Here is a 13,481-nt window from a genome sequence, read left to right as displayed (position 1 = left end):
CATGGTTTATCTTTTTGTTTTTTTATAAAGCCTAACTCCTATTTCGGCGGTTCTATTTTAACTATTCTTGTCATATCTTCAAACAGCATTTTTTCATCTACAGGGCCTATTAACGTCTTCATTCTAGCTGAGGTTACAGCGCCTCTAAAACTTCCCATTCCGTAAGATTTTATTCTACTATAATAATCATTTCCAGCTTCTATTGCTCTTTTCTTTAATTCAGCATCTTTAGGAGCTTTACTCAGTTCCAAAAGAAATTTATAATAAACCTTTTTATATGGATTTGCTTCAAACAATGTAAAAACTACTTGAAATATAACAACTGCAATAGTGGCAATACATGCTATCAATACTGTTATTCCCATACATACTCCCCCTTTTTAAGCATTTAATAAAATATATTAATGTCTTTACATAGAACTTATTATAACATAATTTGAAAAATATTACTCAAGTTATACATATAAGTAAAATTAAGAAGAAAAAATTTAAACTATGAATTATAATTATTATTAGTGAATAAAATAAAATTTGATTGGTAATTAAAATAGATACCAAGATTCATAACTTGATTTATTAGAGGCACATATTAACATGTTTACTTAATGTAGGTATCTTCACCAGAAATCATAAATATCTTATTTTAGGAGGAGTTTATATGGAACTAAACTGGAGTCTTAATGAAATATATCCAGCATTTGATAGTGAGGAATTTAAAAGGGATTTGGAAAATATTAATGAAGCTATAGAAAATATTAATAGGTGGACAAATAATGTAGTAAAGGATAAAGAAAATCTGCCACAAAAATTAGAAGAGTATATAAATAAATTTTCAGCTTTTTCTATTTTGTCTAGCAAGCTTAGTAGTTTTATAAATCTAAGCTTAAGTGTAAATACAAAGAATAAGGATGCACTAAAGTATTCAGATATTTTAGAAAAGAAATTAACTAATCTTGTAGAGAGTTCGGTTAAATTAGAAAGATATATTAGTGAAATAAAAGATATAGATGAAATAATAAATCAATCTAAAGTTCTTAAGGAACATGAATTTTTACTAAAGAGTATCGTGGAACAAAGCAGATATTTACTTAGTGAAAAAGAAGAAAATGTAATAGCCAATATGAAAAATACAGGTTCTAATGCTTGGTTAAAGTTAAAGGATACTTTAATTTCTAATTTAAAAGTAGATTTTGAAGAAAATGGAGAAATTAAAGAAATACCATTAACTGTAATATTAAATATGGCTTATGATAAGGATAAAAACATAAGAAAAAAAGCATATGAAGCAGAAATAAATTCATATAAAAAGGTGGAAGAGGGGGTAGCAGCCTCTTTAAATGCAATTAAAGGTGAGGTTTTAACTGTCTGCAATTTAAGAGGATATAAGTCACCACTTGAAAAAACTCTTAAGGATTCAAGAATGGATGATGAATCACTAGAAGCAATGCTTTCAGCTATGAAAGAAAGCCTTCCTGCGTTTAGAAAATATTTAAGAAGAAAAGGCGAAATGTTAGGACACAAGAACGGGTTGCCTTTTTATGATTTATATGCACCAGTTTGTGAAGCAGATATGAAATTTTCCTATGAAGAAGGAACTAAATTTGTAGAGAAAAATTTTAGAACCTTTAGTGAACATTTAGGTGATTTTGCGAGAAAAGCAATAAACAATAATTGGATTGATGTAAAACCAAAAGAAGGTAAAGTTGGGGGAGCATTTTGTGAAAATTTACATTTCATTGGTGAAAGCAGAATCCTATTAAATTACGGAGATAATTTTGGAGATGTAGTAACCCTTGCTCACGAGCTTGGACATGGATTTCATGGCGAATGTTTAAATAACGAAACCATATTAAATTCAGATTATCCAATGCCAATAGCAGAAACAGCATCTACTTTTTGTGAAACAATAATTAAGAAAGCTGCAATCAAAGATGCAACTAAGGAAGAGGCTTTAACTATCCTTGAAACTGAAATAAGCGACTGCACTCAAGTAATTGTTGATATTTATTCAAGGTTTTTATTTGAAAAATCATTTTTTGAAGCAAGAAAAGAAAGTGCTTTAAGTGTTGAGGAGATAAAAGAACTTATGCTAAATGCTCAGAGAGAAGCATATGGAGATGGATTAGATCCTGATTTTCTTCATCCATATATGTGGACGTGGAAACCACATTATTATGATGCTGAATATAATTATTACAATTTCCCATATGCATTTGGACTATTATTTGCAAAAGGACTATATGCTGAATATTTAAGAAAAGGCAGCACTTTTGCAAAAGATTATGAAAACTTACTTTCAATTACAGGTAAAAATAAAATAGCAGATGTAACTAAAGTTATGGGCATAAATATAAATGATAAAGATTTCTGGAGAAATTCTTTAAAAACTATTGAAGAGGATATAGAAGAGTTTATAAGACTTAGTCATGAATAATATTTTACTACATTTATAATAGGCATGTAATTAGAATATTATATTATAAATACTAGGGGGATTTCAGGAATGATTATATTTTATTATACAGCCACAGGTAACTCACTATATGTTGCAAAAATGATAAAAGAGGATTTTAAAGAAAGTAAATTAATATCTATAAACAAAGCATTAAAGGAAAAAGAATATGACGTTACAGATGATATGATTGGCTTTATCTATCCAATTCACTATGCAGGGATACCAATTGTAGTTGATGATTTTATTTCCAAATTAAAAATTAATAAAGATGCATACATTTTTGCAGTTGGCGTATCAGGCGGGGGTGGAGCAAATACCAGCTTCAATCAGATAAATAAGCTATTGAAGGATAATCTTAAAATAAATAACTACTGTACCATTAAATATATTTCAAATTATACTAGAGCAGGAATAAATCCTAGCGAAGAAAGAGCTAAAGCTGCTATAAAGAAAAATGAAAATACACTATTAGAATTTATAGAATCTCTTAGGAAAAAAGAAATTAAAACAAAAGATTTTAAGAACGGAATTGGAAATTTAGAATATAAGATATGGAGAGAATGGTACAAAAATAAAGATAAGAAGTTTAATGTAAATAATAATTGTATTGGGTGCAGTATGTGTCAAAAGGTTTGCCCAGTAGATAACATTACAATGGATAGCAATAGACCAAGATGGTCAGGGAAATGTACTGATTGTATGGCATGCATAAATATATGCCCTAAGAAGGCAATAAATATTGGAAAATCAACAATAAAAAAGAATCGATACTTAAACCCATATATAAAAAGAGAAGAATTATTATAATTAGTTTTAAAATGCATGAAATAAACTCGATTCTAAATACAGATCCATATATTAGTCCTAAGGATAAGTTTAGTGCATGCATATTTTGAACAGTAAAATATTGTATAGTAAATCCCAATTTTAATATCACATAAATTCATTTTAAAATAATAAAAATATTTTTGTGAATAGATAAACAAATATGTAATATTATGGTAAAATGTATGTAATATTAATGTGAATGGAGTTGTTTGGTAATGGGATTTTTTAAGAAGGATGAGATTCAAACCAATGAAGTACAAGTTATTAATGAGCCTAAAATTCAAAAGAAAGAAGATGAAAAGAGCAGTTATAAGCAAAAAAATCTATTATTATTTAATGTTGAGACAATTCAGTACGTAATTGAAAATTTTCCGGCAATGTCTATCGAAATTCAAAATGGTCTTAATAATTTAGCTAACATATTAGAAAATACAATTGATTATGTAGAAGATAAATCAAGTGAAATTATTAAGAAAAATAGGGATTTTAAGTTAAGTAGAGCATATAGAGATACGTCAATAAATATATATGATGTCGTTCAAAATATAGGAGAATATGTTAAATGGATGCAAGATGAGTATGAGAAGAATATAAAAAAGCATGAAAATAGAACTGAAGAAGCTGCTCAAAAATTAAGCGAAGAGAATGAAAAAGAAAGCCCAGCAGTTAATAGTGAGAGCTTAAGTGAGTTAGAAATTAATCAAGGAGAAGTGGAAATCTATAAGGATTTTTCCTTAAAAGAACCAAAAGCTTTCAGGGTGGATGATAAAACAGTGCAGGTTGATGATTGGGATGACTTACTTGTAAAGACTGCTGAGATTTTAAATAAACAATACAAGCAAAACAAGAATAGTAATAAAGTTGTTAAAGAAATTCGCCCAGTAGAAAAAAAATCAACTCAAAACTCATTTAGAGATACTGTTATTGAGATGCTGACTGAGTATAAAATAAATCTTGATGAATTTAAAATTATAATTAAATAGAGAAATCTTCAAAACCAACTTTAAATATAATGTAAAATAATATTTAAAGTTGATTTTTTTATATGTTTTACTATATGTAAGAAAAGTTTTATATGAAATATTGACAATAAATATTATAAAAAGTAAAATAAGATTATAAATATATTGAATAAAATTTAATTTTAGTAAATATAAGTTGTATATATGTATACTAATCTAGAAAAAGCTTAAAATAGTTAATATAAAATTTTTTATGATATAAATGGAGGAATAAGAATGAAGATAGTAGATAGTAATGAATTTAAGAGTGAAATAGAAAGTGGAATCACAGTTGTTGACTTCTTTGCAACATGGTGTGGTCCTTGTAAAATGTTAGCACCAGTCCTTGAAGGTCTTTCAAATGATATGAGTGGAAAAGCTAAATTTATAAAGGTTGATATAGATCAAAGCTTAGATTTAGCAAATCAATTCCAAATTTCTAGCGTGCCAACTATGGTTATATTTAAAGATGGAGAAAAAGTAGATCAACTTGTAGGATTTTTACCAAAGGAAAGAATTCAAGAAACAATAGAAAAAAATTTATAAAATTTATTTATTAGTAACAGAGAGCATAGTACAAAAATAAAATGTACTATGTTTTAATTTAAATAATATGTATTGAGTGAAATTTAGTTCTTATTAAGAATCTTATAAATTATGCTGAAAGCTACATGTAATTATACAAATATTGGAGGAAATCAAGATGAATGAAAGATATGACATTGCAATAATAGGCAGTGGCCCAGCAGGTCTTTCGGCTGCTTTAAATGCGAGAATAAGAAAGAAAAGTTTTATAATATTTGGGAATAAGGAACTTTCCAGCAAGCTTGCCAATGCTCATGAAATAAACAATTATTTAGGGTTTTATAGAAAGAGTGGGAAAGAACTTCAGGAGGAATTTAATAATCATTTAAGTGAAATGGATATACGTATAACCGAAGAAAGAATTAATAATGTTTATGCAATGGGCGATTATTTTGCTTTAATGGTAAATGAAAAAATGTATGAAGCTACTTCAGTTATATTAGCTACAGGAGTTCAATATGGAAAACTTTTTGAAGGAGAAGAGAGACTACTTGGAAAGGGTGTTGGATACTGCGCAACATGCGATGCACCTTTATATAAAGATAAAGTAGTTACAATAATAGCTTATAATAAACATGAGGAAGAAGAAGCTAATTTTATTGCCTCAATAGCATCGAAAGTCTATTATATTCCTATGTATAAAGAAGAAGTTGAGGTTGAATCTTCTATTGTAATTATTAATGATACTCCATTAGAAATTATTGGAGAAGAAAAAGTAAGTAAGTTAAAACTTAGAAACTCGGAAATTCATACAGATGGCATTTTTATATTAAGGGATAGTATATCTCCAGGGCAATTAGTTCCAGGAATAAAAATAGTAGATAATCATATAGAAGTTGATAGATTAATGAAAACGAGTATAGCTGGATGTTTTGCGGCAGGAGATGTTGTTGGAAAACCGTATCAGTATATTAAGGCGGCTGGAGAAGGAAATATAGCAGGATTATCAGCAGCAAGTTATGTAGATTCAGTTAATAAGAAGTAATTTGATTTATTTTGCAAGCTTGCTTGGTAATTGACAGATAAAGTCAAAAAAGTTAAACTTAAATCGATTTATTAAAATGAATTTGTATAAATAATATACTAATGTAGGAGAAAAATCATGAATAAATATAAATATGATAGTATCAAATTGGATAATCAAGTTTGTTTTTCTTTATATGCAGCATCAAGGGAAATAATTAAATTATATAAGCCTGTTTTAGATAAATTTAACCTAACATATACACAGTATATTGCTATGCTTGTATTATGGGAAGATGAAAAAAGTACAGTTAAAGATATAGGTAGAAGGCTGCATCTTGATTCAGGTACTTTAACTCCACTATTAAAAAAGATAGAAAGTATGGGATTAATAACAAGATATAGAGATATGAATGATGATAGAGTAGTAATAGTTGAATTGACTGAAAAAGGAAGACTATTAAAAGATGAGATATTAGAAGTGCCGAATGAAATGGCATGTAAAATAAATATGCCGGTAGAAAATATATTAGCATTAAAAAAGCATTTAGATGAATTATTAGGAACTTTAGAATAGGATCAAGATCAAGGGGTGAAACTTATTTGTTTCATCTTTTTTTATATACATAAAAGTATAAAATTTCGTGAGATAAAAAATCATTTCAATAAAAAGCTTGTAGCTTTTTGAATAATTTCTTTATATAACTGTAATTCTAATATAATAAAGATAAAAATTTATTTAATCCATAGAAAAATATATAAAATCTTTTTATTAATATATAAAAAAAGTATTGACTATATGGAAATAGAGGAATATACTTATAACATAGTAAACAGATAAGAATTATATGAGAATGTGAGAAAAGATTAAGGAGTGGTTGTAATGTCAAAGATTTATAAGAACTTAGCGGAATTAGTAGGAAGAACACCATTATTAGAAGTATCAAATTATAGTGAAGGAAAAGATTTAAAGGCTACAGTATTAGCAAAGTTAGAATATTTTAATCCAGCTGGAAGCGTTAAAGATAGAATTGCAAAAGCAATGATTGAAGATGCAGAAAAAAAAGGACAATTAAAGCCAGGATCAGTAATAATTGAACCTACTAGCGGAAATACAGGTATTGGAATTGCATCAGTAGGAACTGCAAAAGGATATAAGGTTATAATAGTTATGCCAGAAACAATGAGTGTAGAAAGACGTAGCCTTATAAAAGCTTATGGAGCTGAAATAGTATTAACTGAAGGTGCAAAAGGAATGAAGGGAGCTATAGCAAAAGCAGCTGAATTAGCAGAAGAAACTCCAAATTCATTTATTCCAGGACAATTCGTAAACCCAGCTAATCCAGAAGTACACAAAAATACAACAGGACCTGAAGTTTGGGAAGATACAGATGGAAAAGTAGATATCTTTGTTGCAGGTGTTGGTACAGGTGGAACAGTTACAGGGGTTGGAGAATATTTAAAATCTAAAAATCCAGATGTAAAAATTGTTGCAGTAGAACCAGCTGATTCTCCAGTATTATCTGAAGGCAAAGCAGGCCCTCATAAAATACAAGGAATTGGTGCTGGGTTTGTACCTGACGTTTTAAATACAAAAATATATGATGAGATCATAAAGATTAAAACTGAAGAAGCATTTGCAGGTGCAAGAGAATTATCTAAAACAGAAGGATTACTTGTTGGTATTTCATCAGGTGCAGCAATATATGCAGCAACTGAACTAGCAAAACGTCCAGAAAACGCAGGAAAGACAATTGTAGCATTACTACCAGATACAGGAGAACGTTACTTATCAACTGCTCTATTTGAAGATAAATAAGCTTATCATAATAAATTTAATAGACCTCGGCTCACTTGGTATTGTAGTGAGTCGAGGTTATGTTTTTTATTTAATAAGTTTGTATAATTCACTTTCTTCCTTGTTGATACGCGCTTCTATTGACTTTAACATTTTCTTTGTTTCAAATATAAAAGTACTGATACCTAATGAAAGAATTTTACTCTTTGTATTAAAATTATTTTTATAATTTTTAAATATATCTGAAATACCTCCCATTTCATTAATGTAAGAATTCGCTAAGTTTTTAATTTTATTATCCCCACAATTAAGAAGATTAGGATATAAGAACTTATCTTCAGAACCTAAATGAATAGTCAATTTGCCAGCAAGTTTATTTATATGACTAGTTATATCTAAAAGATTAGATTCTAAATCATTTTTATTAGTTAAACTATTTATATAATTTATTTCCTCAAAAATACCTTTATGTTCTCTAATTAAATTATCTATATTCATAATTAACACCTCGTTTATTTATCTTATGATTAAATTATAAATATTACGGAATAAGATGTATGTAACAAAAGTTACAATGATACCAAATTGTAGGTAATGCACTAAATTATTGTTTATGGGGCTCATATAATTTGTATATTTGATGTGATAAGATTAAGTATATGATGGCGAAGGTGTCTTTATTATTAAAGAAGACACTTTTGCCATTTTTTTGTATTAATATAAATGTACAAAAGGGGGATGCTTATGAAAAAATTTGAGACTAGGAAATCAAAGAATATGTTTGAAGAAACAAAAAAATATTTAGTGGATGGTGTTGCAAGTTCATTTCAAAAATCACAATATGAAGAATATCCTATTTGTATAGAAAGAGGAAAAGGATCAAAGGTATATGATATAGATGGAAATGAATATATTGATTATATTGGAGCTTTTGGACCAATGCTTTTAGGATTTAACCCCGAAGTTATAAACATGTCTGTAAGTAAACAATTAGAAAAAGGCTCTCAATTTGCAGCAACTACATATGATTTATATAGATTATCAAAAAAGCTTACAGAAATTATTCCATGTGCAGAAAAAATATCTTTTCAAAGTTCAGGAACAGAAGCTAATATGCATGCCTTTAGAATTGCAAGAGCTTATACAGGAAAGAGGAAAATTATTAAATTTGAGGGACAATATCATGGATGGTCTGACGAAGAAAAGGTGACAATAGATGCTGGGTCTATAGATGAGCTTGGACCAAGAGAAAATCCAAATAAAATTCTTCATTCCAAAGGTCAAAGAAATGAAGCGGTTGATGATATTATAATTCTTCCTTGGAATGACTTAGAAATACTTGAGAAGGTCTTAAAGGATAATTTTAAGGAAATTGCAGCTATAATTACAGAACCAATTATGTTTGATTCTGGTCCTATATTGCCACAAGTCGGATATCTAGAGGGTTTAAGAGAATTGTCAACAAAATATAATATTATACTAATTTTTGATGAAGTAATAACTGGATTTAGAGTAGCTCTTGGCGGAGCTCAAGAATATTATAAAATTACTCCTGATATTTCAGTCTTTGCAAAAGCTATAGCTTCGGGCTATCCATTATCAGCAGTGGCAGGAAGGAAAGAAATAATGGATTCTGGTGTACATGCATCAGGAACATTTAATGCCAATCCAATTTCAGTGGCAGCTGCATTAGCTACAATAGAAACTTTGGAGAATAAAAAGGTCTATGAAAAGTTTGATGCCTTAGGAGAAAGGTTAGTTAATGGTATAAGGGAATTAGGAGAGAAATATAAAATTAAATTATTTTCATGTAATGTTAGATCAATATGTATACTGATATTTGGAATGGATACTTCACCAAAGGATTTTAGAGATTATATTGAGAATGCAGATATACATTTTTATGAAGACTTTGTAAACAGGGCTAAAGAATATGGAATTAGATTTACATCTAGAAGAGGAAGGCTATATCTTTCAACTGAACATACTGAAGAAGATATTGAAAAGACCCTACAGGTTGTAAATCAAATATTCTATGAAATACAAAATTGAAATAATATTTTCATATTGTCCATGATGCACTAAAATATTGTTAGATAAAATTATAGAATATATAGTTTTAATATGATAGTATAGTTATGACAAAGGTGTCTTTATTATTAATAAAGGCATTTTTTTATACTTTTATTTAGTATTAGCTATAAAAAAATGCTTAAGGAATTATATTTATCAGTGAATGTTTGGGAGGAATTTAAAATGATATTTAATTATAATTTACCAATAAACCTCTTATTCGGAAGAGGAAGAAGTAATGAAATAGGAACTGAAGTAGCTAAGTATGGAAAAAAAGCACTTATTGTAACTGGAAGAAGCAGTACAAAGAAAAGTGGATTACTTGATAAAACAATAAGTTTATTAAAAGAAGCAAAAGTTGAATATGAGGTTTTTGATAAAGTAGAGCAAAATCCACTAACTACAACAGTTTATGAAGGCGTAGATGTTATAAAGGAAACAGGCTGTGATGTGGTTTTAGGCCTTGGTGGCGGAAGTATTATGGATGCAGCAAAGAGTATAGCATTTTCTGCTAAAAATCCAGGAGATATATCAGAATATATATTTGGAATAAAGCAAGGAAACGAAGCACTACCTATAGTTTTAGTTCCAACAACTTGTGGAACAGGAAGTGAAGGAAACTGTTTTTCTGTACTTACAAATCCAGAAACTAAAGATAAGAAATCTCTTAGAACTAATGTAATTATCGCAAAAGCATCGATTATCGATCCAGAGCTTATGACTACAATGCCAAAGAGCATACTTGCATCTGTTGGATTTGATGCATTAGCACATAATATGGAAGCTTATGTCTCGAAAATAGGACAACCATTAACAAGCATGCAGGCTTATTATGGAATAAAATTATTAGCAGACAATTTAATTAAAGTATACAATGATCCAAGTAACTTAGAGGCATGGGAAAATGTAACTTTAGCCAGTACTTTAGGTGGAATGGTAATTGGAGTTGCAGGAGTAACTGCACCACATGGTCTTGAACATCCAGCAAGCGGACTTTATGATATTGTTCATGGAAAAGGACTTGCAGCATTAACACCTGTAATTGTTGAGAAATCATGGGAAAGTGATATAGAAAAGTATAATGATATATCAAAAATGTTAGGTGGAACAGATGCAAAGGATTGTGCAGATGCTATAAGAAGTTTCCTTAAAAAGATTGATTTAAAAGTTACTTTAGGTGAACTTGGAGTTAAGGAAAATGATATTGACTGGATGGCAGAGAACTGCATGAAAGTATCAAAGCCAAGTGTAGCAAATCATCCTAAGGAGTTTTCAGTAGAAGAAATTAAAGAAATTTATTATAAATCACTATAAATAGCAAAATTAAAAATGAATATATTAAAGGCAATGGCGCACTGAAATTAAAAAAAGCAGTGCGCCTTTTTGCATTCTTAAATATAAAAATAATTTTATTAGGAGGAGTTACCATGGAAAAATTAAGTTTAAAAAAGGATAATTTAAGTATTATTGAAACAGTGGCTTTATCAGTTGCTATTATAGCACCAACAGCGGCAATGGCATTAAATATCTCGTTAATGGCAGAAACATGTTCATTTTCTGCACCTCTTGTATTTTTAATTTCAACTATAGTAGTCGGTCTTGTATCTTACTCAATTATAAAGTTTAATCATTATATATCAGCATCAGGTTCACTTTATGCTTTTACCAAAAAAGCATTAGGGAATAAAATGGGCTTTACGTCAGGATGGGCATTATTACTTGCATACATTACCTTAGCAGGTGGAACAGCGGCAGGCTTTGGTAACTTCTTCTCAGGATTTTTAGCTGTGTTCGGATTAAATGTAAATTGGCTGCCTATTTCAATAATTGCATCAATTGCTATGATTGTCCTTGGAATAATCGATGCAAAGATATGTAATAGAATTATTTTAGTTATTGAAGGAATATCAATATTTCTTATATTAATATTGTCAGTTGTAATTTTATTTAAAGTAGGAACTACAACAGGTTTAAGCTTAACACCATTTAAAACAAATGGAGTTAGCATGTCAGCGCTTGCTTCAACTTCAGTGTTTGCATTTCTTTCCTTCATAGGGTTTGAAAGTGCTTCAAGTTTAGGAGAAGAAACAAAAAATCCTAAAAAGTTTATTCCTATAGCAATAATAAGTGCAGTATTTTTATCAGGATTATTTTACTTAGTATGTAGCTATGCTCAAGTTATAGGATTTGGTCTTGATGCAGATGGGCTTAAGGCATTATCTTCATCTACTTTACCACTTACAGATTTATCTGCAAAATATCTAACAACAGGTTTCGGTACAGTATTAATTTTAGTTGCAGCATGTTCAAATTTCTCATGTGCACTTGGATCATATTGCGCAGGATCAAGAATGTTATTTGCACTTAGCAGAGATGGAATTATGCCTAAGGTTATGATGAAGCTTCATTCTAAACATAATACACCATACTTTGCGTTAGTATTAATTATAGTAATTTCAGATATAGTACAACTTGCATTATTTGAGCATGATGGAATAGAAGTGTTTGGATATTTAGCAACTATAGGTTCACTAGCAATACTTGTTTCTTATATATTCACTAGTATAGGTGCCATGGTATACTTTACAAGAAACAAAGTTTGGGGTAAAGCTCATTTAGTAGTGCCAATAGTATCAATAGTAGCTCTTTTATATGTACTATATTCAAATATTTATCCTATTCCAGAATTCCCCAATAATTTATTTCCATATATAGTATTAGGATGGATAGGACTAGGTTTTATAATTAGCAGCATATTAGGAAAAGATTTAAAAGTACAAGAAAGCAGTGAGGGAGAACAAGCCTACGTACTAGAATAGAGAGGTATACTTATGAAGATAAAAGTATCATGTATTCAAATGAAACCTAAATTATGTGATGTTAAATACAATTTAGAAAAGATGCAAGAGCTTATTTGTGAAGCTATGAGAAAAGATAGTGAAACAGATTTGATCGTATTTCCAGAATTAATAACTTCAGGATATGAGTGTGGAAGTGAATTTCAAAATTTAGCTGAAACAGTAGAAGCCAGTAATAGCATCAAAGTAATTAGCGATTTAGCTAAGAGATTTAATACCAATATAGTATTTGGATTTCCAGAAAGAGATAATGTATTAACAGATATTTTATACAATTCTTCTGTGTGCATTGATAACAATGGGAAGATAGCGGGAGTATATAGAAAAGTTCATCTATTTGATACTGAAAAGAAGTATTTCAGGGCAGGCTGCGATTTTCCAATCTTCAATACTTCCTTTGGGAAAATTGGAGTAATGATCTGCTGGGATACTGCATTTCCAGAGGTAGCTAGAACCTATTGTTTAAAGGGTGCTGAGCTTCTTGTTGTTAATACAAACTGGGAAAAGCCTTATTCTGATGATTGGGATTTAGTGACTAGAGCAAGAGCCTTTGATAACTGCATATATTTAGTAGCAGCAAACAGAATTGGACATGATAAAGAATTAGGATTCTTTGGACATAGTAAAATTATAGATCCAGTAGGAAAGCCTTTAGTTGAATTAAATGAAGAAATTGAAGGGATAATCTCTGCTGAAATAGATTTAGAATCACCAAGAAAATTAAGAGCAGAATACTACACAATGTTCAAAGACAGAAGACCAGAATTGTATAAAGAATTAGGGAAAAACTATTAGTTTTAGCAAAAGCGTCTCATATAGTAATTTATGAGGCGCTTTTTTTAGTTTGGGAAATTGTGGGACTTTTAATTGTTGAAATTGAGTGATATCAACGATTGTGAGATTTTTGAGTGGTGAAAAAT

General features: G+C 29.3%; 13 protein-coding genes. 11 read left to right on the top strand and 2 right to left on the bottom strand.

What is annotated here, in order from left to right:
* Window positions 1-38: 38 nt before the first annotated feature.
* The gene (locus tag COL3_RS09050) at window positions 39-365 is read right to left on the bottom strand and encodes a hypothetical protein (RefSeq protein ID WP_008428523.1); all 327 of its coding nucleotides are present in this window, start codon (window positions 363-365) and stop codon (window positions 39-41) included.
* A gap of 293 nt (window positions 366-658) precedes the next feature.
* Between COL3_RS09050 and COL3_RS09045 the strand changes: the two genes are divergently transcribed.
* The 7 genes from COL3_RS09045 to cysK all read left to right on the top strand — a co-directional run bounded on the left by COL3_RS09045 (window position 659) and on the right by cysK (window position 7,651).
* On the top strand, window positions 659-2,434 hold the full coding sequence (locus COL3_RS09045; protein ID WP_008428521.1) for a M3 family oligoendopeptidase: 1,776 nt from the start codon (window positions 659-661) through the stop codon (window positions 2,432-2,434).
* Between the two features lie 69 nt (window positions 2,435-2,503).
* Window positions 2,504-3,262 carry an EFR1 family ferrodoxin gene (locus tag COL3_RS09040; RefSeq protein ID WP_008428519.1) on the top strand — a complete coding sequence of 253 codons (759 nt, stop codon included), beginning with the start codon at window positions 2,504-2,506 and terminating at the stop codon, window positions 3,260-3,262.
* A gap of 236 nt (window positions 3,263-3,498) precedes the next feature.
* Window positions 3,499-4,266, top strand: a complete 768-nt coding sequence (locus COL3_RS09035; protein WP_008428517.1) for a hypothetical protein — start codon at window positions 3,499-3,501, stop codon at window positions 4,264-4,266.
* 255 nt (window positions 4,267-4,521) lie between these two features.
* Window positions 4,522-4,830 (top strand): thioredoxin, encoded by a 309-nt coding sequence (gene trxA / locus COL3_RS09030; protein ID WP_008428515.1) that lies wholly within the window; start codon window positions 4,522-4,524, stop codon window positions 4,828-4,830.
* A 157-nt stretch (window positions 4,831-4,987) separates the two neighbouring features.
* Window positions 4,988-5,854, top strand: coding sequence for an NAD(P)/FAD-dependent oxidoreductase (locus COL3_RS09025; RefSeq protein WP_008428513.1), 867 nt, complete (start codon window positions 4,988-4,990; stop codon window positions 5,852-5,854).
* Between the two features lie 117 nt (window positions 5,855-5,971).
* Window positions 5,972-6,409, top strand: coding sequence for a MarR family transcriptional regulator (locus COL3_RS09020; RefSeq protein ID WP_008428511.1), 438 nt, complete (start codon window positions 5,972-5,974; stop codon window positions 6,407-6,409).
* A gap of 306 nt (window positions 6,410-6,715) precedes the next feature.
* On the top strand, window positions 6,716-7,651 hold the full coding sequence (cysK, locus tag COL3_RS09015) for a cysteine synthase A (protein WP_008428509.1): 936 nt from the start codon (window positions 6,716-6,718) through the stop codon (window positions 7,649-7,651).
* Between the two features lie 66 nt (window positions 7,652-7,717).
* On the opposite strand, the gene COL3_RS09010 is transcribed toward cysK, so the two are convergent.
* The gene (locus COL3_RS09010) at window positions 7,718-8,128 is read right to left on the bottom strand and encodes a hemerythrin domain-containing protein (protein WP_008428508.1); all 411 of its coding nucleotides are present in this window, start codon (window positions 8,126-8,128) and stop codon (window positions 7,718-7,720) included.
* A gap of 246 nt (window positions 8,129-8,374) precedes the next feature.
* On the opposite strand from COL3_RS09010, the gene COL3_RS09005 reads away from it, so the two are divergent.
* The 4 genes from COL3_RS09005 to COL3_RS08990 all read left to right on the top strand — a co-directional run bounded on the left by COL3_RS09005 (window position 8,375) and on the right by COL3_RS08990 (window position 13,356).
* Window positions 8,375-9,682, top strand: coding sequence for an aspartate aminotransferase family protein (locus COL3_RS09005; protein WP_008428506.1), 1,308 nt, complete (start codon window positions 8,375-8,377; stop codon window positions 9,680-9,682).
* A 204-nt stretch (window positions 9,683-9,886) separates the two neighbouring features.
* Window positions 9,887-11,017, top strand: coding sequence for an iron-containing alcohol dehydrogenase (locus COL3_RS09000; RefSeq protein ID WP_008428504.1), 1,131 nt, complete (start codon window positions 9,887-9,889; stop codon window positions 11,015-11,017).
* 113 nt (window positions 11,018-11,130) lie between these two features.
* Window positions 11,131-12,522: an APC family permease gene (locus tag COL3_RS08995; RefSeq protein WP_008428502.1), complete on the top strand. Its 1,392-nt coding sequence runs from the start codon at window positions 11,131-11,133 to the stop codon at window positions 12,520-12,522.
* A 12-nt stretch (window positions 12,523-12,534) separates the two neighbouring features.
* Complete coding sequence (locus COL3_RS08990) at window positions 12,535-13,356, top strand: carbon-nitrogen hydrolase family protein (protein ID WP_008428501.1); 822 nt, start codon at window positions 12,535-12,537, stop codon at window positions 13,354-13,356.
* Window positions 13,357-13,481 lie beyond the last annotated feature (125 nt).

Origin of the sequence: Clostridium sp. LS, from assembly GCF_002760435.1 — a bacterium.
Taxonomy (GTDB): domain Bacteria; phylum Bacillota; class Clostridia; order Clostridiales; family Clostridiaceae; genus Clostridium.
This window is presented reverse-complemented; position numbering and strand designations above follow the sequence as displayed.

Bases quoted from the DNA above. Each gene is read 5' to 3' on its own strand.
- COL3_RS09050 (WP_008428523.1), bottom strand. From the start codon at position 365: ATGGGAATAACAGTATTGATAGCATGTATTGCCACTATTGCAGTTGTT.
- COL3_RS09045 (WP_008428521.1), top strand. From the start codon at position 659: ATGGAACTAAACTGGAGTCTTAATGAAATATATCCAGCATTTGATAGT.
- COL3_RS09040 (WP_008428519.1), top strand. From the start codon at position 2,504: ATGATTATATTTTATTATACAGCCACAGGTAACTCACTATATGTTGCA.
- COL3_RS09035 (WP_008428517.1), top strand. From the start codon at position 3,499: ATGGGATTTTTTAAGAAGGATGAGATTCAAACCAATGAAGTACAAGTT.
- trxA (WP_008428515.1), top strand. From the start codon at position 4,522: ATGAAGATAGTAGATAGTAATGAATTTAAGAGTGAAATAGAAAGTGGA.
- COL3_RS09025 (WP_008428513.1), top strand. From the start codon at position 4,988: ATGAATGAAAGATATGACATTGCAATAATAGGCAGTGGCCCAGCAGGT.
- COL3_RS09020 (WP_008428511.1), top strand. From the start codon at position 5,972: ATGAATAAATATAAATATGATAGTATCAAATTGGATAATCAAGTTTGT.
- cysK (WP_008428509.1), top strand. From the start codon at position 6,716: ATGTCAAAGATTTATAAGAACTTAGCGGAATTAGTAGGAAGAACACCA.
- COL3_RS09010 (WP_008428508.1), bottom strand. From the start codon at position 8,128: ATGAATATAGATAATTTAATTAGAGAACATAAAGGTATTTTTGAGGAA.
- COL3_RS09005 (WP_008428506.1), top strand. From the start codon at position 8,375: ATGAAAAAATTTGAGACTAGGAAATCAAAGAATATGTTTGAAGAAACA.
- COL3_RS09000 (WP_008428504.1), top strand. From the start codon at position 9,887: ATGATATTTAATTATAATTTACCAATAAACCTCTTATTCGGAAGAGGA.
- COL3_RS08995 (WP_008428502.1), top strand. From the start codon at position 11,131: ATGGAAAAATTAAGTTTAAAAAAGGATAATTTAAGTATTATTGAAACA.
- COL3_RS08990 (WP_008428501.1), top strand. From the start codon at position 12,535: ATGAAGATAAAAGTATCATGTATTCAAATGAAACCTAAATTATGTGAT.